Raw genomic sequence first — 20,656 nt, 5'->3', positions numbered from 1 at the left:
TGAGGTTAAGCGACTAAGCGTACACGGTGGATGCCTAGGCAGTCAGAGGCGATGAAGGGCGTGCTAATCTGCGATAAGCGTCGGTAAGGTGATATGAACCGTTACAACCGACGATACCCGAATGGGGAAACCCAGTGTGTTTCGACACACTATCATGTCATGAATACATAGTGGCATGAGGCGAACCGGGGGAACTGAAACATCTAAGTACCCCGAGGAAAAGAAATCAACCGAGATTCCCCCAGTAGCGGCGAGCGAACGGGGAACAGCCCAGAACCTGAATCAGTTTGTGCGTTAGTGGAAGCGTCTGGAAAGTCGCAGGGTACAGGGTGATACTCCCGTACACAAAAGCGCATATTCTGTGAGTTCGATGAGTAGGGCGGGACACGTGACATCCTGTCTGAATATGGGGGGACCATCCTCCAAGGCTAAATACTCCTGACTGACCGATAGTGAACCAGTACCGTGAGGGAAAGGCGAAAAGAACCCCGGCGAGGGGAGTGAAACAGAACCTGAAACCGTGTACGTACAAGCAGTGGGAGCACCTTCGTGGTGTGACTGCGTACCTTTTGTATAATGGGTCAGCGACTTATATTCTGTAGCAAGGTTAACCGTATAGGGGAGCCGAAGGGAAACCGAGTCTTAACTGGGCGTTAAGTTGCAGGGTATAGACCCGAAACCCGGTGATCTAGCCATGGGCAGGTTGAAGGTTGGGTAACACTAACTGGAGGACCGAACCGACTAATGTTGAAAAATTAGCGGATGACTTGTGGCTGGGGGTGAAAGGCCAATCAAACCGGGAGATAGCTGGTTCTCCCCGAAAGCTATTTAGGTAGCGCCTCGTGAACTCATCTTCGGGGGTAGAGCACTGTTTCGGCTAGGGGGCCATCCCGGCTTACCAACCCGATGCAAACTGCGAATACCGAAGAATGTTATCACGGGAGACACACGGCGGGTGCTAACGTCCGTCGTGAAGAGGGAAACAACCCAGACCGCCAGCTAAGGTCCCAAAGTCATGGTTAAGTGGGAAACGATGTGGGAAGGCACAGACAGCCAGGATGTTGGCTTAGAAGCAGCCATCATTTAAAGAAAGCGTAATAGCTCACTGGTCGAGTCGGCCTGCGCGGAAGATGTAACGGGGCTAAACCATGCACCGAAGCTGCGGCAGCGACATGTAAATGTTGTTGGGTAGGGGAGCGTTCTGTAAGCCGTCGAAGGTGGACTGTGAGGTCTGCTGGAGGTATCAGAAGTGCGAATGCTGACATAAGTAACGATAAAGCGGGTGAAAAGCCCGCTCGCCGGAAGACCAAGGGTTCCTGTCCAACGTTAATCGGGGCAGGGTGAGTCGACCCCTAAGGCGAGGCCGAAAGGCGTAGTCGATGGGAAACGGGTTAATATTCCCGTACTCGGTGTTACTGCGAAGGGGGGACGGAGAAGGCTATGTTAGCCGGGCGACGGTTGTCCCGGTTTAAGCATGTAGGCGGAGGTCTTAGGTAAATCCGGGACCTTACTAACGCTGAGGTGTGATGACGAGGCACTACGGTGCTGAAGTAACAAATGCCCTGCTTCCAGGAAAAGCCTCTAAGCATCAGGTAACATCGAATCGTACCCCAAACCGACACAGGTGGTCAGGTAGAGAATACCAAGGCGCTTGAGAGAACTCGGGTGAAGGAACTAGGCAAAATGGTGCCGTAACTTCGGGAGAAGGCACGCTGTCGGTAGGTGAACCCCCTCGCGGGTGGAGCCGAAGGCAGTCGAAGATACCAGCTGGCTGCAACTGTTTATTAAAAACACAGCACTGTGCAAACACGAAAGTGGACGTATACGGTGTGACGCCTGCCCGGTGCCGGAAGGTTAATTGATGGGGTTATCCGCAAGGAGAAGCTCTTGATCGAAGCCCCGGTAAACGGCGGCCGTAACTATAACGGTCCTAAGGTAGCGAAATTCCTTGTCGGGTAAGTTCCGACCTGCACGAATGGCGTAATGATGGCCAGGCTGTCTCCACCCGAGACTCAGTGAAATTGAACTCGCTGTGAAGATGCAGTGTACCCGCGGCAAGACGGAAAGACCCCGTGAACCTTTACTATAGCTTGACACTGAACATTGAGCCTTGATGTGTAGGATAGGTGGGAGGCTTTGAAGCGTGGACGCCAGTCTGCGTGGAGCCATCCTTGAAATACCACCCTTTAACGTTTGATGTTCTAACCTGGCGCCGTAATCCGGCGTGGGGACAGTGTCTGGTGGGTAGTTTGACTGGGGCGGTCTCCTCCCAAAGAGTAACGGAGGAGCACGAAGGTTAGCTAATCACGGTCGGACATCGTGAGGTTAGTGCAATGGCATAAGCTAGCTTGACTGCGAGAGTGACGGCTCGAGCAGGTGCGAAAGCAGGTCATAGTGATCCGGTGGTTCTGAATGGAAGGGCCATCGCTCAACGGATAAAAGGTACTCCGGGGATAACAGGCTGATACCGCCCAAGAGTTCATATCGACGGCGGTGTTTGGCACCTCGATGTCGGCTCATCACATCCTGGGGCTGAAGTAGGTCCCAAGGGTACGGCTGTTCGCCGTTTAAAGTGGTACGCGAGCTGGGTTTAGAACGTCGTGAGACAGTTCGGTCCCTATCTGCCGTGGGCGCTGGAGAATTGAGAGGGGTTGCTCCTAGTACGAGAGGACCGGAGTGAACGCACCACTGGTGTTCGGGTTGTCATGCCAATGGCATTGCCCGGTAGCTAAGTGCGGAAAAGATAAGCGCTGAAAGCATCTAAGCGCGAAACTTGCCTCGAGATGAGTTCTCCCTGGGTCCTTGAGACCCCTGAAGGGACGTTGAAGACTACGACGTTGATAGGCCGGGTGTGTAAGCGCAGCGATGCGTTGAGCTAACCGGTACTAATGACCCGTGAGGCTTAACCTTACAACGCCAGAAGCGTTCTGGTAGCGTTATGAGAGACGCAAAGATTTTCAGCTTGTTTTACCGGATAAAGAATTCAGTTGTTCTGCGGACTATAGTCCGAAGGATTTTGTACTGAGGCAAGGCGGCAAGCGAAGGCAGTGAAGGAGCATACACCAGTATGTGACTGAGGTGACGAGCGCAGCCAACGCAGCATCAGTGCAAAAGACACAGGACGGCACAAAAGATTTGCCTGGCGGCTTTAGCGCGGTGGTCCCACCTGACCCCATGCCGAACTCAGAAGTGAAACGCCGTAGCGCCGATGGTAGTGTGGGGCCTCCCCATGCGAGAGTAGGGAACTGCCAGGCATCAATTAAGACTCTTAACGAGTCATGACGTTACCCCTGACAAGGTAACGGCGAGTTACCTGAAATCAGACGTTTTCTGATATCAGTACAGAATCGGTGGAGCGGTAGTTCAGTTGGTTAGAATACCTGCCTGTCACGCAGGGGGTCGCGGGTTCGAGCCCCGTCCGTTCCGCCACTTAAACAGAGAAAGCCCTGAGTCATCTGACTCAGGGCTTTTTTCTTTTGTGTTTTACTCACCTTTTTCCTGCCAGTCGGCCGCTAAACGGCATTTTTAGCCTGTCTGGACTGTTGGTTTTTGCATTTACTTACCTTCTGCCGGACTGAATTTCACGCCTGACAATTGAAAGTGAGGGGTAAAGTCCCTATAACTGATCAACAGGTCTCTTTTGTTGTAATAAGTGCAGGCGGTAACGTGCGGAAAAAAACATATGCCATGAGATACGTAGCAGGGCAGCCCGTGGAGCGTATTTTCCCTCCGGGTGCCATGCTCCATGTCGGACAGGCATTACCACCTGGCGCGCCGCTGACCACCGAAAACACCCTGAAGGTGCTGGTCTGGAACATCTTCAAGCAGCAGCGAGCCGAGTGGCTCTCTGTGCTGCAGAATTTCGGTAAAGATGCCCATCTGGTACTGCTGCAGGAAGCGCAAACCACCCCTGAACTGGTGCATTTCGCCACCAGTAACTACCTCGCTGCCGACCAGGTGCCGGCCTTTGTGCTGCCTCAGCACCCCTCCGGCGTGATGACGCTGGCCTCTGCCCACCCGGTTTACTGCTGCCCGTTACGGGAGCGTGAGCCGCTGCTGCGGCTGGCCAAGTCGGCGCTGGTCACCGCTTATCCGTTGCCCGGCGGTCAGATGCTGATGGTGGTGAATATTCACGCGGTGAATTTCAGCCTCGGTATCGATGTTTACAGCAAGCAGCTGGGGCCTATCGGCGAACAGATCGTTCACCATCAGGGCCCGGTGATCATGGCCGGAGATTTCAACGCCTGGAGCCGCCAGCGCATTAACGCTCTGTACCGCTTTGCCCGAGAAATGGGGCTGCGGGAGGTACGCTTTACTGACGATCACCGGCGTAAAGCGTTTGGCCGCCCGCTGGATTTCGTTTTCTATCGCGGTATGGGCGTGGCGGAAGCCTCGGTGCTGGTCACCCGCGCCTCCGATCATAACCCGTTGCTGGTTGAATTCCACCCTAACCCTCTGTAACGTCAGGCTACAGGCTACAGGCTACAGGCTACAGGCTACAGGCTACAGGCTACACAGACTGGTTTGGGCTTTGAGCTGCAGGTTACACCACAGCAGGCTATCCCGTTCGTCGTCTGGTGGTCTGAGCGCGTTTAACCAGGAGGGTCAATGAGCATCAAACATCATCAACACGTTGAGCATCAGTTTGGCGATCGGGCGGAAGCCTACTTAGCCAGCGCGGTTCACGCCGGCGGGCAGGATCTACAGCAGCTGGCAGAACGTCTGTCACAGGCTCCCGCTGCGCGTTTGCTCGATCTTGGCTGTGGGGCAGGGCATGCCAGCTTTGTCGCGGCACAGCACGTTTCAGAGGTGGTGGCGTACGATCTGTCGGAGAGAATGCTGGAAGTAGTGAAACAGACCTCGGCAGAACGGGGTTACGATCGTCTTAGCACCCGACAGGGTTACGCTGAGCAGCTGCCGTTTGCCGACGGCGAATTTGATGTCGTAATCAGCCGCTACTCGGCGCACCACTGGCATGACGTCGGTAGCGCCTTACGCGAAGCGCGACGGGTGCTTAAACCGGGCGGCAGCGTAATTATTATGGACGTGTGCGCGCCGGGCAGCCCACCGCTGGACATCTGGCTGCAGACAATCGAAGCGCTGCGCGACACCTCTCACGTGCGTAACTACGGGCCGGGCGAGTGGCTGACTCTGCTGACCGAAGCCGGCCTGCGCATCTCGGCGATAACTCAGGGGCGGCTGGGGCTGGAGTTCAGCAGCTGGGTCGCGCGTATGCGCACGCCACAGACGCTGGTTGATGCTATCCGTTTGTACCAGCAGAGTGCGGCAGAAGAGGTTCAGCGCTACTATGAGCTGCAGCCTGATGGCAGTTTTCATACCGACATCATCTTTATTGAAGCAACCCGCCCGTAAAAGGGCAAAGAAGCCCGACCCGACCGCCCCTAAAAAGGCATAAAAAAACCCGTCCGGAGACGGGTTTTTTATTGGCCTTAAGCCACCGATCTTAACTGTCTGGCCTGGTGTTATCAGCAACAAACAGCGTCAGGTTCACGCCGGGCTGCAGGTTCTTGCTGTTGCCTGCAACGCTGTTCCAGCGTTGCACGTCCTTGATTTTCACACCATGCTGTTTTGCGATACTGGCCAGAGAATCACCCTTACGAACGCGGTAGGTGATGCTGTCGCCGTTATCTGCCAGTTTCGATCCACTTCCGCCAATAGTCAGCGTCTGCCCCGGTTTAATACTGGCCCCGCGCAAATTATTTGCCCGCTGCAGGTCCTTCACCGACACATTCAGCCGTTTGGCAATCACCGACAGCGTATCGCCATTCCTCACCTTATAGGAGGAAGATGACGCGACGTTATTTGCCAGCGAAGTTGGCTGTACCGCAGCAATATCACCCGTTGCCAGGGAATTGCGCAGTTTGGCTACGTTAGACTTCGGTACCATAATGTAGTGAGGACCATTAGGTGCCGTCGTGCCACGCTTGTAGCCGGTATTAAAGCTCTTCAGTTTGCTGAGCGACATGCCGGCCATTTCGGCCGCCTGCGTCAGCTCAATCTGCTGACCGACTTCTACACGCGCCAGAGCGCGGGATTCGTTCGGTGTCGGCAGACGCACGCCATAGCGCTTGCTGTTCTTGAGGATCTGCCCCAGGGCCAGCATTTTAGGCACATAGACCGTCGTTTCTCTCGGCAGCGCTAAAGACCAGAAGTCCGTAGGTCGTCCACGGGCTTTATTTGCCTTCATCGCCTTCATCACGCGGCCTTCACCACTGTTATACGCAGCAACGGTCAGTAACCAGTCACCGTCAAACATGTCGTTAAGGCGTTGCATCATATCCAGAGCAACTTTGGTCGACGCCACGACATCACGTCGCCCGTCATACCACTGGGTCTGCTTAAGACCATAATTTTTACCCGTCTGCGGCACGATCTGCCAGATGCCTGCGGCATTGGCGGAAGACGTTGCGCGGGGGTCAAAAGCGCTCTCCACTATGGGTAGTAGTACCAGTTCCATCGGCATTTTACGTTGCTTAATCTGCTCGACTATCCAGTACATATACGGCTCTGCCCGTAATGTTACATCGTGGAGATAGCTCTTGTTACTCAGGTACTTCTGTTTTTGTTCGCGTATCCGGTAATTATCCGGAACCTTCATCTTCAGCTCGTCGCTAATGAAATTCCACAGATCTCTGCCCTGCGCCAGGGTCGTTCCATCATCCTGCCAGCGCGGAGACAACAACTCATCTGAGTACTGTCCATTTTCACCTTGACCTGCCGAAGACAAACTCTGTGCATGCTGTACGGGGATGTTAGCATCGTGCCTTGATGCCTGGCACCCCACCAGCAAGACTGAGGCGAGTAATATCGCTTTAGCCTTCATGTGTGTGTCAATAGTTCGCTTAAAAGACGAGCAATGATACGTGCTCGATCCTGACAACACAACCTTAAATTCAAAAAGTGTCTTTCTTCTCGCGTAGAGTCGCGAAAACCTGCCACTCATGTTGCGGGGATGTTTCGAAGCCAATTAACTTCTGTAATTCAGTATCTTGCGTTCTCAGAAATACATTAATTTTTCTTTCCAGTTCCAGCTTTGTCGGCAAAGTTATCTGGTTTTTTGCACGTAACTCTCTAATTTTATGGTAGTACTGCGTTATTTCGGCATTATCAGGGTCAATGGTGTGCGCAAAGGTTAAATTGGATAATGTATATTCATGGGCGCAGCAGACCAGCGTATCGGCAGGGAGTGCATTAATAACTTGAAAAGACTCAAACATCTGCTTGGGTGTGCCTTCAAAAAGTCGGCCACATCCGCCGGAAAACATTGTGTCTCCGCAGAAAAGATAAGGGAAGCTGAAATATGAGACATGTCCTAAAGTGTGACCCGGCGTGGAAAAAACGGTGAATTTGTTTCCCAATACGGTGATGTCGTCGCCATCTGCCACGATAAAGTTGGTCCCTTTGCCGCGGGTTTCTTCCGGTCCGTACACCGTTAAGCCGGGAAAACGGTCACACAATTCCGCCACGCCGCCGACATGATCGTGGTGATGATGGGTCAGTAATATAGCCTCTGGCTGCCACTGATTTTTCTCCAGCAGGCTGAGTACCGGCAGCGCTTCGCCCGGGTCGACGATCAGGCAGCGACCTGCATCATCATTGAGGGTCCAGATGTAATTATCCTGCAGGGCCGGAATGCTGGTAAGATTCATTATTCACCTCTGTGTGCTGGTAACGGAAGGAAGATGTTAAAGCATGAAGCCCGCTAAAACACGTCAAATCCGCCCGGTTCCGACCCAATGGGCGCAGATGCCTTGCGGAGAGTTTTACCGCGATGCGCTATCCCATCACCTGCAGCCCACGCTGGCGAAACTTTACGGTTTTCACCTGTTAAAAATCGGCAGCCTGAGCGCAGAGATTGCTACCGACGCCTGTGGCATCTCACATCAGGTCAGCGTCGGCGAGAGCGGTGATAATCTGCAGGTGATCGCCTCGCCGCTGAGCCTGCCCTTTGAGTCAAAATCGGTGGATGCCTGCCTGCTGGCGCACACGCTGGCCTGGAGCAGCGATCCGCACCGCATTCTGCGCGAAGTCGATCGGGTATTGATTGACGATGGCTGGATGATCATCAGCGGTTTCAATCTGTTCAGCGTGCTGGGCGTAGGGAAGCTTATTCCGGGCGTGCACCGTAAGATGCCGTGGAACAGCAGAATGTTCACCACCCTGCGCCTGCTCGACTGGCTGAGCCTGCTCAATTACGAAGTGGTACAGCGCAGCGGGTTTCAGGTCCTGCCCTGGAGCCGACAAGGCGGTAAGGTGATCAGCACGCACCTGCCCGCGCTGGGCTGTATGCATATGATCGTCGCCCGTAAGCGTACCTTCCCGCTTACCAGAAACCCGGCGAAGAGAAGCGCCGCCAGGCGTGCGCTCAGCCCGGTCAGCGCAAGCCCATTCCGTAAGCATCAGGAGCCGGACTGATATCCGATATCATCGGCGGTCGGTTTGCCCGCCGCCGATCGCGCCAGTTCATCACAGCGCTCATTTTCCACGTGACCGGCGTGCCCTTTAACCCACTTCCACTGGATCTCATGGTGGCTCAGCGCCTTGTCCAGCCGCTGCCAGAGGTCGACGTTTTTCACCGGCTTTTTATCGGCGGTCTTCCAGCCGCGCTTTTTCCAGTTATGGATCCAACTGGTGATCCCCTGACGCACGTACTGGCTGTCGGTGCTCAGTACCACGTTGCACTGCTCGTTCAGCGCTTCCAGCGCGACGATCGCCGCCATCATCTCCATGCGATTATTGGTGGTCAGCCGAAATCCGGCGCTGAACTCCTTTTCATGTTTACCGAAACGTAAAATCGCGCCGTAACCGCCGGGGCCTGGGTTACCCAGACAGGATCCGTCGGTGAAAATCTCAACCTGCTTTAACATTTTTGCCCGTCTTCCCGCTGTAAAACGCCAAGTCTGACATAAAGTGCTGCCGCGAGCATGGCAAAAAGCGCATTTACTGGCGATCGCGACGGGTTGATGCCGCTGCCGGTGCAGTCTGTCGCCCCCAGGAGCATGACTTACCGGCCCGGCTGGTGTTACCCTGTCGGGCAATCGCGCAGGGTATGCACCTGCGACACTTTCTCCAGCGGGCCTGCGCCCACGACTGATTAACCACCGGGTAAACGTCATGAGTTTCCAGAGTACATCCGAACGGGTCATCGTGCTTGATACCGAAACCACCGGTATGAACATGATTGGCGTCCACTATGAGGGGCACCGCATTATCGAAATCGGTGCCGTAGAAGTGGTCAACCGCCGTCTGACCGGCAATAACTTCCACGTCTACCTGAAACCGGATCGGCTGGTCGATCCGGAAGCGTTCGGCGTGCACGGTATTGCGGATGAATTTCTGGCGGATAAACCGACCTTTGCCGACGTTGCCGACGAGTTCCTCGCCTATATCGATGGTGCGGAGCTGGTGATCCATAACGCCTCGTTCGATATCGGCTTTATGGACTATGAATTCAGCAAGCTGAACCGGGGCATCGGTAAAACCGAAACGTTTTGCCAGATAACCGACAGCCTGGCGATGGCTCGTAAGATGTTTCCGGGCAAGCGCAACAGCCTCGACGCCCTCTGCTCACGTTATGAAATAGACAACAGCAAGCGTACGCTGCACGGCGCACTCCTTGACTCCGAAATCCTCGCCGAAGTTTTCCTGACCATGACCGGCGGGCAGACCTCGCTGACTTTTTCTATGGAGGGCGAACGCGACAAACAGGAAGGGGAAGAGACCATTCAACGCATTGTGCGGCCGTCGTCGGGTCTGCGCGTGGTGCGCGCCAGCGCAGACGAATGCGCGCTGCATGAGGCCCGTCTGGACCTGGTGATGAAAAAAGGCGGCAGCTGTTTATGGCGCCCGTCAGAGGACGCCGCGCAGTAAGTGGCTAAATTGCGACAGAAAAAGCCCGTTAAGCATAAAAAAAGAGCACTTAAAATAAAACCGGTTAAAAAGCGTTGACGTATAGCGTACCTGTCCGTAATATTCGCCTCGTTCCCGACGGGGAATAAAGCGCGGAGCGGTAGTTCAGTTGGTTAGAATACCTGCCTGTCACGCAGGGGGTCGCGGGTTCGAGCCCCGTCCGTTCCGCCAAGTATTAAGAAAGGCCGATTCTCAGGAATCGGCCTTTTGTCTTTTATGCGCTTTAAAAAAAGGACCGGATTAACCGGCCCTCTCTCACATCACTCTTACTGCATCATCACTCTTTCTGCATCACGACGTTTGCAGCGTAAGCCGGTGTGGCTTCGCGGCTCACTTCCTCACGCGACATCCAGCGATAGGCACCCGCACCCAGCGCCACGCCGATAAACCAGCTGAAGTTTGCCACCGCGTGTAACGACGGGATAAAGCTGATCACCAGGCCGATGGCCACGGCGGGCAGCAGTGCACCAATCGCTTTCGGGTTAAAGCCGCCGCGATACCAGTATTTACCGGCCGGCGTCGCGTCAAACAGATCATCCACCGACACCTTCCCACGCTTAACGATGTAGAAGTCCACCAGCAGAATACCGAACAGCGGACCGATGAATGCCCCCAGCACGTCCAGCGTGTAGTGGATCAGCTCCGGTGAGTTAAACAGGTTCCACGGCGTCAGCAGCACCGAGCCTACCGCGGCAATCATGCCGCCGGTGCGGAAGCTGATCTTCTGCGGCGAGCAGTTAGAGAAGTCAAAGGCCGGTGAGACAAAGTTGGCCACGATGTTGATGCCGATGGTGGCGGTAATCATGGTTAACAGGCCAATCGCCACCGCCAGGTCGCTGCCGACCATGCTGACGGTCTCAATCGGGTCAACGATCATACGGCCAAACAGCGACTGGGTACCGGAGACGATCACCACGGTAACAATTGAGAACAGCAGGAAGTTGAACGGCAGTCCCCAGCGGTTACCGCGTCTGATCTCGCCCATGCTTTTGCCGTAGCGGGAGAAGTCTCCAAAGTTAAGCAGCGGGCCGGAGAAGTAGGAGACTACCAGCGCGGTGGCGGTAATCATCTGCCACGTTTGCTCACCGGCGGTCAGCGACTTGCTGGCCAGAGTGAACGAAATGCCGTCAAAGCCGGTTTTGTATACAATCCATCCCGCCAGCGCGCCCATCACCACGTACACGGCCGGCCCGGCGATATCGATAAAGCGCTTAATCGCGTTCATCCCGTGCCAGAACACCATCGCCTGCAGCAGCCACATAATGCCGAAGCAGAGCCAGCCCAGCTGTGACAGGCCCAGCCAGCTGACCTGGGTCATCGGCGTCAGCGCCGGCCAGAACTTAAGCGACACCAGCATCAGCGCGTTAGCCGCCAGGTAGGTCTGAATACCGTACCAGGCAAACGCGATCAGCCCGCGGATCACCGCCGGGATATTCGCCCCGAACACGCCGAAGGCCTGGCGGCAGATCACCGCGTAGGGCACGCCCGCCATCTGGCTGGGCTTCGCCACCAGGTTGGCGCACAGCTGCACGATGCAGATTCCGGCCAGCAGGCACAACAGCACCTGCCAGCTGGCCAGGCCGAGGGTGAAGAAGCTGGCCGCCACCACGTAGCCGCCCATACTGTGTACATCGGACATCCAGAACGAAAAGATGTTGTACCAGCTCCAGTTCTGGTCACGGGTCGGGGCGAGATCGTCATTACACAGCCGGGGGCTGTAGTTGGCACGGGCTTCTGCGGCCGCGTCCTGGGAACTCATTTGACTGTTTGGCATGAAACCTGCTCCTCAAAGAGATGATAAAACCGGTTGGGTTGCATCAGGTATTGCAGGATCCAGGCCAGATCGTAATTTCATGTATACAAAAATGACGAATACTGTGTACGATTTGCCAGGGCGATGATGTTGACGGAGCGAAAAATGAAGAGTGAAACCGGGCTGAAAACGGCCTCTGACCTGAATGATAAGGATGAGCCGATCTACCAGGCGCTAATGACGGCGATCGTGGAGCACCAGCTCCCGCCGGGCAGTAAATTGCCGGAAGAGGCCCTCTCTGAGGTGTTTGGCGTCAGCCGCACCGGCATTCGTAAGGTGCTGCAGCGCCTCGCAGCGGTGCAAATGATCACCCTGACGCCCAAACGTGGTGCGCAGGTCGCCACGCCGACCGTGGAAGAGGCGCAGGATATCTTCCACACCCGCTGCCTGCTGGAGTGCGCCAACCTGGCTGACGTACTGGCCCGCTGCCAGCCGCCGCATCTGGCGGCGCTGGAAAAGCTGATCCGCCAGGAGCAGCAGGCGCATGACGCTCACGACGGTGCCGCCGCGATCCGCCTCTCCGCCGCCTTTCACATCCAGCTGCAGGCGATCTCCGGCAATCAGGTGCTGACCGAAATGGTCACCCGGCTGAGCCAGCGCTCCTCGCTGGTGGTAGCGGCCTATGGCTCCCCCTGGAAGCAGGGCTGCCGCTGTGACGATCACGACCAGCTGCTGATACTGCTGCGCGAGCGGGCGCTGGTGCCGCTGACTGACGCACTACGGCAACATTTCGATCATATTGTGGCCAGCCTGCGCTTTGAACGCGGCGGCGAAACCCTGCCGGATTTCGCCCGGCTGTTTGCAGGTAAAGGAGTGGAGTGATGAGTAACCGACAGCTGATCCAGGTGATTAACCCTAACACCAGCCTGGCGATGACCGAAACCATCGGCCGCGCCGCGCGGGCGGTGGCCGGGGCGAACACCGATATTCTGGCGGTGTGCCCGGCACAGGGCGTGCCCTCCATCGAAGGCCACTTTGATGAGGCGATAGCCGCCATCGGCGTGCTCGAGCAGGTCAAAGCCGGCCGTGAGCAGGGCGCACGCGGCCACGTGATCGCCTGCTTTGGCGATCCGGGGCTGCTGGCCGCCCGTGAGCTGGCTTCCGGGCCGGTGGTGGGCATTGCCGAAGCGGCGATGCATGTGGCCACCCTGGTGGCCACCCGTTTCTCCATCGTTACGACGCTGCCGCGCACGGTGGTGATTGCCCGGCACCTGCTGCAGCAGTACGGTTTTGTGCACCACTGCGCCGCGATCCACGCCATCGACCTGCCGGTGCTGGCGCTGGAAGACGGCAGCGGCGTGGCGCAGGAGAAAGTGCGCCAGCGTTGTATCCAGGCCAAACGCGAAGACGGCAGCGGGGCGATCGTGCTCGGCTGCGGCGGCATGGCGGACCTGGCGCAGGAACTGACGCGTGAACTGGGGCTGCCGGTGATCGACGGCGTAGGCGCGGCGGTGAAAATGGTTGAATCGCTGCTGGCGCTGGGGCTGGGCACCAGCAAACACGGCGATCTGGATTATCCGGTGGCGAAAAGGCTGTCCGGTCAGTTTGAGCGCCTAAACTAAGGTGATAACGCACGCCGACAACACAGGATGCTGGTTATGAGTGATACTCCCGAAAAGAAAGAGTACGGCTTCAACAAAAACTATCCGCGTGACCTGCGCGGCTATGCGGGACAGCCGCCGCACGCGGCCTGGCCGAAGAAGGCGCGCATTGCGGTGCAGTTTGTCCTCAACTACGAAGAGGGCGCGGAAAACAACGTGCTGCACGGCGACGCCGGCTCCGAGCAGTTTCTTTCGGATATTATCGGCGCGGCCAGCTATCCCGAGCGCCATATGTCGATGGACTCGCTGTACGAATACGGTTCCCGCGCCGGTTTCTGGCGCATTCACAACGAGTTTCAGAAACGCGGGCTGCCGCTGAGCGTATTTGGCGTGGCGATGGCGCTGGCGCGTCACCCGGAAATCGTTGAGGCGATCAAAGCGGCGGATTACGACGTGGTCAGCCACGGCTGGCGCTGGATCCACTATCAGGGGATGGATGCGAAAACCGAGCGGCAGCACATGCAGCTGGCGCTGGACACGCTGACCGACCTGTTTGGCAAAACACCCACCGGCTGGTACACCGGCCGCGACAGCCCGAACACCCGCCGGCTGGTGGTGGAGCAGGGCGGCCTGACCTACGACAGCGACTACTACGGTGACGACCTGCCGTTCTGGACCCAGGTTACCTGCCTGGACGGCACGGTGAAGCCGCACCTGATTATCCCGTATTCCCTTGAAACCAACGATATGCGCTTTGCCACCCCGCAGGGTTTCAACACCGCCGAGCAGTTCTATACCTACCTGCGCGACAGTTTTGACGTGCTGTATGAAGAGGGCGAAGAGGCACCGAAAATGATGTCGATCGGCATGCACTGCCGCCTGCTCGGCCGCCCCGGCCGCTTCCGCGCGCTGCAGCGTTTTCTCGATCATATCCAGCAGCACGACAGGGTGTGGATCTGCACCCGCCAGCAGATCGCCGATCACTGGATGAAAAAACACCCCGCCCCGGTGATGTAAGCGTTCAGGACGAGCGTGGGCTCGTCCTTTATCTTTTCGAGTTATCCTTTCCATCACAAAAATCGTTAATTCAATAAATTACTATTCACTTCGTGCTTTAATTTTACTTGCCCTGATTACTTTTTCTCTTCAAAATTTATACTCACTCATTCCCGGATTAGAACCGAATAGTTTTTTATTAGTGGATATGGAGATGAAAGCATGAGTGATAAGGATGCAGATGCCGAAATAGAGAGTATTATTGCCCCCTTGATTCGCTATTGGGAAGGGAGTGGTGAATCCTGGTGGGTAAAAAACAAAAAATCACAGTTTGTGTATGCTAATAAAGAGATTAGGCGTTTTTTGACAATTCCTGAAGGTTTTAATCTTGAAGGGCGTTATGATGGAGAGTTGCCTGTAGCAATACATGAATTTGAACCGGAATTTCAGGCGCATGACAGAAAAGTTGAGCAACATCGCGACAGAATGACCTCAGTAGAAATACATAAAGTTGGAAACGATGATTTTTTTCAGCCATGGTATTGTGATAAGTTTCCAATAATAGGACAGTCTGGTGAGGTGCTTGGCATTATTGCGCACAATAGGCCTGTTGATTCTATTGCTATCACTCGGATTAAAAAAATTAAAATACCGACTTCACTTATATTCACGCCACCGGATAATCTGTTTACGCTTAAAGAATGGGAGGTTATTTTCTACACGTGCCAGTCTTTTACACCTAAAATGATTGAAAGAGCGATCGGCGTGTCCAACCGAACAGTGGAAGATACGCTTTGTCGGATTTATAAAAAAGCAGGCGTGGGTAACAAACGAGGTCTAATCGATTACTGCATTGAAAATGGTTTCAATAATTTCATCCCACAGAGTATTTTTAAAACCTGTGAGTCGATTATTCCCTTCGGAAGCTGACTTTTTCGAGTTTTGATGCAGAAGCTATCTGGCGCTTCTGCATCTAATGAGTCGCTTGCAGTATTCCTTTTAACGATTTTTTGACTCTCTGGTTAGTTTTAATAAGATAACCAGAGCTAGTAGAATCGTGTTAATAATAAACACCCACTCCATTTTCCCCGACTGCAACGCAGTACCTATGCTGGTGATTCCGAAGAAGGTGATCAGCGAACGAGGTAAGCGAAAAGCCGCCATCGTCTGCCCGTACTCATTCACCCTACTGGCCTCCCTGACCCGTGCAGAGATAAAAATTCCCCACCATACCCCGATAAATTCCAGTGAAACTACTACGGCCGGGAGGAAAAGAGAAGTAACTGATAGCATTGCAAAAAATAAATAATGAGATTCAGGAAGATGACTGACGAATTGAGCGGTGACGACGAAAACACATATCCCTGAATAGTTATACGCTAATCTCCATTGCCGAAATGCAGAAACCGCCTACGGATATCTGCGCTTCTGCCTTCCCCTGAAGCGATCCCGCTCACGGCGGGCTAAGAAACGGCTGGGCCAGATTTGTTCGGGGTTGACGCCAATCGCGTTGGCGATAATCAGCTCCCCCTTCGGCCACGGGCGGTTAAGCGCGTTAGCCAGCGTTCCCTCGGCTAACCCGTGTGCGCGTGACAATGACGCTACCGACCCTCCCGTCATATGGATTGCGCAGATAATTTCATTACGGTGCCAGTCTTTATCGGCAGGTGGAGGGTTTTCGTCCTGCGGGTTTGGGTGTGCATCAGAAACAGTAACGTGCGGATGATTGCTCATTTTTTGCTCCCTGTTTGGTCAACAGGGGAAGTTGTAACACCGGCCCCTGGCCCACGCCACCGTGAGTTTTACTGACTTCGGCGCAGGCCAGTGCCGGCGCGGCCTAGCGCATGATGCTGACCTGCGCCGCCACGATCCGCCAGCCCTCAGGAAGGCGGATCCAGGTCTGCTGCTGGCGGCCGATATTATCGTTCCCTTCACGGGTAAATTCGGTGCTGCACACCGCCATGTCGTCGCCGTAGCAGGTGATCACCGTATTACGCAGCTGGCGGTCAAGTCCGGCCGACGGCCGGGCGGCGCGAAACTCCCGAATCGCGTCAATGCCGTAGAGATTCTCCCCGGCCCCGAGCCGCACGGTGCGGGGATCGTGCCAGAACAGCTCATCCAGTACCGCAATATCATTACCGATCAGCGCCTGCTCGTAGCGGTAAAAGGCGGCGGTGACCTCGGCAACCACCGCCGGACGATCGATATCTTCAGTTCTCATTACATCACTCCATAACGGGCAGCACCGCCCTGGCCAGTCCGCTCTGCTCCAGCGCACGGGCGGCGCGCAGGCAGGCGGCTTCGTTAAACGGCGCGGCGATCAGCTGCAGGCCGATGGGTAATCCGCCGGGCGTCTGCAGCGGCACGCTGGCCACCGGCAGGCCGAGGAAGGAGATCGGCTGGGTCAGCATCCCCATGCTGGCGCGGATTGGCAGATCCTGGCCGTTGATGTGCATGGTCTGCTGGCCGATCGGGGTGGCGCTGGTCGGGGTGGCCGGAGCGATCAGCACGTCGACCTGCTCAAACAGCGGCAGCACCTGCTGTTGCCAGTAGCGGCGGAAGCGCTGCGCCTGCACGTACCAGGCTCCGGGCAGCATCGCGCCGGCCAGCAGGCGCTCGCGTGAGGCGGGTTCGAAGTCCTGCGGCGCACGCTTCAGGGCCGGCAGATAGTGGTTGCCACCTTCCGAGGCGGTAATGATAAACGCAGAGGTGCGCGCCAGGTCGGTGTCCGCCAGCTCGTAGGTCTCGGTGGCGTTCAGCGCGCGCGCCGCGCGGGCCACCGCGTCGCGCGCGTCGTCATCGCACCACTCGCTGAACCAGCCGCCGAGCACGCCGCAGCGTAATCCTTCGCCGCTGCGTTCCAGCTGCGGCATCACCGGCTGCAGCGGCGCGTCGGCCTGGAAGGCATCGGCGTCATCGTGCCCCTGCAGGGCGTCATAGACCAGCGTCAGGTCGCTGACCCGGCGGGCAAACGGGCCGATATGGTCAAGGCTGGCGACAAACGGATGGCTGCCGCCGCGCGACAGGCGGCCGAAGGTCGGTTTCAGGCCGAAGATGCCGCACAGCGAGGCCGGCACGCGGATCGAACCGTTGGTATCGCTGCCGAGCGAGAAGGGGACCAGCCCGGCGGCCACCGCCGCCGCCGACCCGCCGGAGGAGCCGCCGGCGATGCGCGTCAGATCGTGCGGATTACGGGTCGCGCCGTAGTGGCTGTTCTCGGTGGTAAAACCGTAGGCGTAGGCGTCCATATTCAGCATGCCGGAGAGCAGGCCGCCGCTGCGGTTAAGCTGCTGCACCGCCCAGGCATCCTGCCGCGCCGGTGCCCGTTCGCTGAACAGGCTGGCACCGGCCAGCGTGCTGTGGCCGGTAACGTCAAACAGGTTTTTTACCGCATAGGGCACGGCGGCCAGCGCGGGCAGCGGCTGACCTTCGCGGCGCAGGCGATCGAGGCGATCGGCCTCCTGCAGCATGCGATCGTCGGTGACGTGAGTCCAGGCGTTGATCGCCGGATTACGCTGGTGGATCGCCGCCAGCGTCTGGCCGGCAATCTCGCGGGCGCTCAGCTCGCCAGCGGAGAACGCCGCGCTCAGCTGTTGAATCGACAGGTCATGCAGGCTCATGCTTTGTACACTCCTGCCACTTCCAGCCGGTCGTCGAGCGGGAAGTTCATTAACGGCCCGGCCATCCCGGCGATGCGGGTAAACTGCACCAGCAGCTCCGCGCGGCGCGCGTCGTCCAGCTCAAGCCCGAGGACCTGTTCCATCTGTGAGATATAGATCGCCCAGTCGGCGTGATACTGCGTCATGATCGTCTCCTGTTAAAAACCGGCCGCGCTGCCGTTGCTGCGCGGATCGAAAGCGCCTTCCAGCATGCCGTTATTATGGCGTACGATCGCCCCGGCATGGCCCACTGCTTCACTAAAGTCTGCCAGCATCTCCACCTCATGGCCGAGGGCGCGCAGGGTGGCGACGGTCTCCGCGCTGAAACGCCCCTCCAGCTTCAGCGAGTCGGAAGACTGGCCCCAGGTGCGGCCCAGCAGCCAGCGCGGCGCGCTTATCGCCTGCTGCAGCGGCATTCCCTGTACCACGTGGCGGGTGAAGATCGCGGCCTGGGTCTGCGGCTGGCCGTCGCCGCCCATCGAACCGTAGACTATTGTACGGCCGTCGTTAAGCCGCGCCGCCGCCGGGTTCAGCGTATGGAACGGCTGTTTGCCCGGTGCCAGCGCGAGCAGATGACTGGCATCCAGGCTGAACGCCGCGCCGCGGTTCTGCCAGGTAATCCCGGTGCCCGGCAGCACCACGCCGCTGCCAAATTCGTGATAGATGCTCTGGATAAAGGAGACGGCCAGCCCGCTGCTGTCCATTACCCCCATCCAGACCGTATCGCCCGGCCCTTTGCTGGTGCCCCACGGGGCCGCGCGGGTATCGTCAATCTGTGCCGCCAGCTGTGCCAGGCGGTCGCCGTCCAGCAGCGCCTGCATCTCCTCATGCATATGCAAAGGGTCGGTGATGTACTGGTCACGCAGCCCGAACGCCAGCTTGGTGGCTTCAACAATGCGGTGAAGGGTTTGCGCTTCGCTGGCTTCGGCCATTGGCAAGCGGTCGGTGATGGCGAGGATCGCCAGCGACACCAGGCCCTGGGTCGGCGGGGTCATATTAAACACTTCGCCGTACTGGTGCCGGATGCGCAACGGGGTGCGCCGCCTGGCCCGCTGGTTACTGAGGTCCTGCAGGGTGATCGGCATCCCTAACTCTGCCATCGACGCGGCCAGCCGGTGCGCCAGCGGCCCGCGGTAGAAACTCTCCAGCCCCGCTTCGCTCAGGTGGATCAGCGTGTCGGCCAGCTCCGGCTGGGTGAAACGGCTGCCGGCACGCGGTACCTCACCGTCAGGCAGAAAGGTGCTGGCGAAGCCGGGCTGTCCCTCCAGCTCGGGCCGTTTGCCGTGGGTGGCGGCGGCCTGCGACTCGGTAACCGGAATACCGTCTGCCGCATAGCGGATGGCGTCGCTGAGCAGCCTTGCCAGCGGCCGCTGCTGGCCACCCAGCTCGCGGGAGACCTCCAGCGCTTCCGCCCAGCCGCTGACCGTGCCGGCGACGGTCAGCGCCGAGCGCGGGCCGCGATGGGGGATGGTCGTCGCTCCCTGATAGAAATCAATCGTCGCCAGCGAGCCGGCCGCCCCGCTGGCGTCAATGGCGATCGGCTCGCCCTGCGGCGGCACGATCAGCCAGAAGCCATCGCCCCCGAGGCCATTCATATGCGGATAGACCACCGCGATGGTCGCGGCGGCGGCCACCATCGCCTCAATGGCGTTACCCCCTTCGCGTAACACCGACAGCGCGCTCTCGCTGGCCAGATGATGCGGGGTGACGGCCATCCCCAGCGGGGCCATATTGCTTTGGTTCATGTTTATCGTCCTCAATCAACGGTGCCCTGACTAAAGCAATCGCCGTTCCAGTTTTTTCAGGCACGGCTTTTGTATACCATCAGGTGAATGAAACAAAAGTTACAGGGACTCTAGCATGATGCAGCTTGATGAACGACTGCGCAGTCAGTACGAACAGCTCTCACCACAGGAGCAGCGGATTGCCGACTTTGTCTTCGACCACTTCGACGATCTGATTAGCTATAACAGCGCCGAGCTGGCGCGCCTGAGCGGCGTGTCCAAAGCCACCGTCAGCCGGCTGTTTAAGCGGCTGGGCTATGAGAAGTATAAGGATATGCGCGATGAGCTGCGCACCCTGCGCCAGAGCGGCATGCCGCTGACCGATAATCGCGACGCGGTACAGGGTAACACCCTGCTGGCGCGCCACTATAAGCAGGAGATGGCCAACCTGACCCAGTGGGTTAACGGCATCGACAGCGTGCAGCTGGGCGAGGTGGTACAGGCACTGGTCAGCAGTAAGCGTCTGTTTATCATCGGGATGCGTAACTCGTGGCCGCTGGCGCTGCACCTGCGGCAGCAGCTGTTGCAGGCGCGCGGGCAGGTGCAGGTGCTGCCGCAGCCCGGCCAGACGCTGGCGGAAGAGCTGGTGGATCTGACCCCTGACGATCTGGTGGTGGTGATGGCCTTCCGCCGCCGTCCGCGCATTATTCGCCCGCTGCTGCAGCAGCTGCAGCAGCGGCAGATCCCCACGCTGGCGCTGTGCGAACCGCAGGCGCAGTCGGTGATAGCGCTGGCGCGCTGGCAGCTGTGCGCGCCGCTGGACAGCGTTTCCGCTTTTGACAGCTACGCCGCTGCCAACAGCCTGATCAACCTGCTGGCCAACGCGGTGCTGCACGAACTGCTGAGCGACGGCCGCCAGCGTATTCATCAGATTGCCGGGCTGTACGGCCAGCTGGACGAGCTGGAACAGCGATAGTGGGGCACCGCTTTGGT

18 protein-coding genes, 2 tRNA genes and 2 rRNA genes are annotated in these 20,656 nt (G+C 57.5%); 13 read left to right on the top strand and 9 right to left on the bottom strand.

Annotated features, from left to right (window positions below; genetic code table 11):
* Window positions 1-3 precede the first annotated feature (3 nt).
* The 5 genes from GKQ23_RS19305 to GKQ23_RS19285 all read left to right on the top strand — a co-directional run bounded on the left by GKQ23_RS19305 (window position 4) and on the right by GKQ23_RS19285 (window position 5,373).
* A 23S ribosomal RNA gene (locus tag GKQ23_RS19305) occupies window positions 4-2,910 on the top strand.
* Window positions 2,911-3,138: 228 nt separating this feature from the next.
* Window positions 3,139-3,254 (top strand): 5S ribosomal RNA (gene rrf / locus GKQ23_RS19300).
* Window positions 3,255-3,352: 98 nt separating this feature from the next.
* A tRNA-Asp gene (locus GKQ23_RS19295) sits at window positions 3,353-3,429 on the top strand.
* A gap of 237 nt (window positions 3,430-3,666) precedes the next feature.
* Window positions 3,667-4,461 carry an endonuclease/exonuclease/phosphatase family protein gene (locus GKQ23_RS19290; protein ID WP_056233751.1) on the top strand — a complete coding sequence of 265 codons (795 nt, stop codon included), beginning with the start codon at window positions 3,667-3,669 and terminating at the stop codon, window positions 4,459-4,461.
* A gap of 147 nt (window positions 4,462-4,608) precedes the next feature.
* Window positions 4,609-5,373 carry a class I SAM-dependent methyltransferase gene (locus tag GKQ23_RS19285; protein ID WP_056233753.1) on the top strand — a complete coding sequence of 255 codons (765 nt, stop codon included), beginning with the start codon at window positions 4,609-4,611 and terminating at the stop codon, window positions 5,371-5,373.
* Window positions 5,374-5,464: 91 nt separating this feature from the next.
* On the opposite strand, the gene mltD is transcribed toward GKQ23_RS19285, so the two are convergent.
* Complete coding sequence (mltD, locus tag GKQ23_RS19280; RefSeq protein WP_056233755.1) at window positions 5,465-6,844, bottom strand: murein transglycosylase D; 1,380 nt, start codon at window positions 6,842-6,844, stop codon at window positions 5,465-5,467.
* Window positions 6,845-6,914: 70 nt separating this feature from the next.
* Window positions 6,915-7,670, bottom strand: coding sequence for a hydroxyacylglutathione hydrolase (gene gloB / locus GKQ23_RS19275; protein ID WP_212409185.1), 756 nt, complete (start codon window positions 7,668-7,670; stop codon window positions 6,915-6,917).
* A gap of 43 nt (window positions 7,671-7,713) precedes the next feature.
* Here gloB and GKQ23_RS19270 point away from each other — a divergent pair, with 43 nt between their 5' ends.
* The gene (locus GKQ23_RS19270; protein WP_212409184.1) at window positions 7,714-8,436 is read left to right on the top strand and encodes a methyltransferase domain-containing protein; all 723 of its coding nucleotides are present in this window, start codon (window positions 7,714-7,716) and stop codon (window positions 8,434-8,436) included.
* Here the strand turns inward: GKQ23_RS19270 and rnhA are convergent.
* Complete coding sequence (gene rnhA, locus GKQ23_RS19265) at window positions 8,421-8,888, bottom strand: ribonuclease HI (RefSeq protein WP_056233761.1); 468 nt, start codon at window positions 8,886-8,888, stop codon at window positions 8,421-8,423. The genes GKQ23_RS19270 and rnhA overlap by 16 nt on opposite strands.
* 247 nt (window positions 8,889-9,135) lie before the next feature.
* Between rnhA and dnaQ the strand changes: the two genes are divergently transcribed.
* Window positions 9,136-9,891 carry a DNA polymerase III subunit epsilon gene (gene dnaQ / locus GKQ23_RS19260; RefSeq protein ID WP_056233763.1) on the top strand — a complete coding sequence of 252 codons (756 nt, stop codon included), beginning with the start codon at window positions 9,136-9,138 and terminating at the stop codon, window positions 9,889-9,891.
* Between the two features lie 133 nt (window positions 9,892-10,024).
* Window positions 10,025-10,101: transfer RNA gene (locus GKQ23_RS19255), tRNA-Asp, on the top strand.
* Between the two features lie 106 nt (window positions 10,102-10,207).
* Here GKQ23_RS19255 and GKQ23_RS19250 read toward each other — a convergent pair.
* A complete protein-coding gene (locus GKQ23_RS19250; RefSeq protein WP_212409183.1) occupies window positions 10,208-11,704 on the bottom strand; it encodes an NCS1 family nucleobase:cation symporter-1 in 1,497 nt (498 codons plus the stop codon).
* 144 nt (window positions 11,705-11,848) lie between these two features.
* Here GKQ23_RS19250 and GKQ23_RS19245 point away from each other — a divergent pair, with 144 nt between their 5' ends.
* The 4 genes from GKQ23_RS19245 to GKQ23_RS19230 all read left to right on the top strand — a co-directional run bounded on the left by GKQ23_RS19245 (window position 11,849) and on the right by GKQ23_RS19230 (window position 15,210).
* Window positions 11,849-12,565, top strand: coding sequence for a GntR family transcriptional regulator (locus GKQ23_RS19245; protein ID WP_056233766.1), 717 nt, complete (start codon window positions 11,849-11,851; stop codon window positions 12,563-12,565).
* Window positions 12,565-13,305: an allantoin racemase gene (hpxA, locus tag GKQ23_RS19240; protein WP_056233768.1), complete on the top strand. Its 741-nt coding sequence runs from the start codon at window positions 12,565-12,567 to the stop codon at window positions 13,303-13,305. The genes GKQ23_RS19245 and hpxA overlap by 1 nt, the downstream gene beginning before the upstream one ends.
* A gap of 36 nt (window positions 13,306-13,341) precedes the next feature.
* Window positions 13,342-14,301, top strand: coding sequence for an allantoinase PuuE (gene puuE, locus GKQ23_RS19235; RefSeq protein WP_056233769.1), 960 nt, complete (start codon window positions 13,342-13,344; stop codon window positions 14,299-14,301).
* Between the two features lie 201 nt (window positions 14,302-14,502).
* Window positions 14,503-15,210, top strand: coding sequence for a PAS domain-containing protein (locus tag GKQ23_RS19230; RefSeq protein ID WP_212409182.1), 708 nt, complete (start codon window positions 14,503-14,505; stop codon window positions 15,208-15,210).
* Between the two features lie 480 nt (window positions 15,211-15,690).
* Here GKQ23_RS19230 and GKQ23_RS19225 read toward each other — a convergent pair whose 3' ends face one another.
* The 5 genes from GKQ23_RS19225 to GKQ23_RS19205 form a co-directional block, all read right to left on the bottom strand.
* Window positions 15,691-16,014 (bottom strand): helix-turn-helix transcriptional regulator, encoded by a 324-nt coding sequence (locus tag GKQ23_RS19225; RefSeq protein ID WP_212409181.1) that lies wholly within the window; start codon window positions 16,012-16,014, stop codon window positions 15,691-15,693.
* Window positions 16,015-16,117: 103 nt separating this feature from the next.
* Entirely contained in the window at window positions 16,118-16,501 is a 384-nt protein-coding gene (gene hpxZ / locus GKQ23_RS19220) for an oxalurate catabolism protein HpxZ (protein WP_212409180.1), read from the bottom strand.
* 4 nt (window positions 16,502-16,505) lie between these two features.
* Window positions 16,506-17,900 carry an AtzE family amidohydrolase gene (locus GKQ23_RS19215; RefSeq protein ID WP_212409179.1) on the bottom strand — a complete coding sequence of 465 codons (1,395 nt, stop codon included), beginning with the start codon at window positions 17,898-17,900 and terminating at the stop codon, window positions 16,506-16,508.
* On the bottom strand, window positions 17,897-18,085 hold the full coding sequence (gene hpxX, locus GKQ23_RS19210) for an oxalurate catabolism protein HpxX (RefSeq protein ID WP_056233778.1): 189 nt from the start codon (window positions 18,083-18,085) through the stop codon (window positions 17,897-17,899). Before hpxX ends, GKQ23_RS19215 begins: the two co-directional genes overlap by 4 nt.
* A gap of 12 nt (window positions 18,086-18,097) precedes the next feature.
* The gene (locus tag GKQ23_RS19205; protein WP_212409178.1) at window positions 18,098-19,684 is read right to left on the bottom strand and encodes a gamma-glutamyltransferase family protein; all 1,587 of its coding nucleotides are present in this window, start codon (window positions 19,682-19,684) and stop codon (window positions 18,098-18,100) included.
* 115 nt (window positions 19,685-19,799) lie between these two features.
* Here GKQ23_RS19205 and hpxU point away from each other — a divergent pair, with 115 nt between their 5' ends.
* A complete protein-coding gene (gene hpxU / locus GKQ23_RS19200; protein WP_101505880.1) occupies window positions 19,800-20,639 on the top strand; it encodes a MurR/RpiR family transcriptional regulator HpxU in 840 nt (279 codons plus the stop codon).
* Window positions 20,640-20,656 lie beyond the last annotated feature (17 nt).

Origin of the sequence: Erwinia sp. E602, from assembly GCF_018141005.1 — a bacterium.
Classification (GTDB): Bacteria; Pseudomonadota; Gammaproteobacteria; order Enterobacterales; family Enterobacteriaceae; genus Erwinia.
Note: the sequence above shows the minus strand (reverse complement) of the source record. Positions and strands in the feature narration are given on the sequence as shown.

Bases quoted from the DNA above. Each gene is read 5' to 3' on its own strand.
- gloB (WP_212409185.1), bottom strand. From the start codon at position 7,670: ATGAATCTTACCAGCATTCCGGCCCTGCAGGATAATTACATCTGGACC.
- hpxX (WP_056233778.1), bottom strand. From the start codon at position 18,085: ATGACGCAGTATCACGCCGACTGGGCGATCTATATCTCACAGATGGAA.
- GKQ23_RS19250 (WP_212409183.1), bottom strand. From the start codon at position 11,704: ATGCCAAACAGTCAAATGAGTTCCCAGGACGCGGCCGCAGAAGCCCGT.
- hpxZ (WP_212409180.1), bottom strand. From the start codon at position 16,501: ATGAGAACTGAAGATATCGATCGTCCGGCGGTGGTTGCCGAGGTCACC.
- hpxU (WP_101505880.1), top strand. From the start codon at position 19,800: ATGATGCAGCTTGATGAACGACTGCGCAGTCAGTACGAACAGCTCTCA.
- GKQ23_RS19245 (WP_056233766.1), top strand. From the start codon at position 11,849: ATGAAGAGTGAAACCGGGCTGAAAACGGCCTCTGACCTGAATGATAAG.
- puuE (WP_056233769.1), top strand. From the start codon at position 13,342: ATGAGTGATACTCCCGAAAAGAAAGAGTACGGCTTCAACAAAAACTAT.
- rnhA (WP_056233761.1), bottom strand. From the start codon at position 8,888: ATGTTAAAGCAGGTTGAGATTTTCACCGACGGATCCTGTCTGGGTAAC.
- hpxA (WP_056233768.1), top strand. From the start codon at position 12,565: ATGAGTAACCGACAGCTGATCCAGGTGATTAACCCTAACACCAGCCTG.
- GKQ23_RS19230 (WP_212409182.1), top strand. From the start codon at position 14,503: ATGAGTGATAAGGATGCAGATGCCGAAATAGAGAGTATTATTGCCCCC.
- GKQ23_RS19270 (WP_212409184.1), top strand. From the start codon at position 7,714: ATGAAGCCCGCTAAAACACGTCAAATCCGCCCGGTTCCGACCCAATGG.
- GKQ23_RS19215 (WP_212409179.1), bottom strand. From the start codon at position 17,900: ATGAGCCTGCATGACCTGTCGATTCAACAGCTGAGCGCGGCGTTCTCC.
- GKQ23_RS19205 (WP_212409178.1), bottom strand. From the start codon at position 19,684: ATGAACCAAAGCAATATGGCCCCGCTGGGGATGGCCGTCACCCCGCAT.
- dnaQ (WP_056233763.1), top strand. From the start codon at position 9,136: ATGAGTTTCCAGAGTACATCCGAACGGGTCATCGTGCTTGATACCGAA.
- mltD (WP_056233755.1), bottom strand. From the start codon at position 6,844: ATGAAGGCTAAAGCGATATTACTCGCCTCAGTCTTGCTGGTGGGGTGC.
- GKQ23_RS19225 (WP_212409181.1), bottom strand. From the start codon at position 16,014: ATGAGCAATCATCCGCACGTTACTGTTTCTGATGCACACCCAAACCCG.
- GKQ23_RS19285 (WP_056233753.1), top strand. From the start codon at position 4,609: ATGAGCATCAAACATCATCAACACGTTGAGCATCAGTTTGGCGATCGG.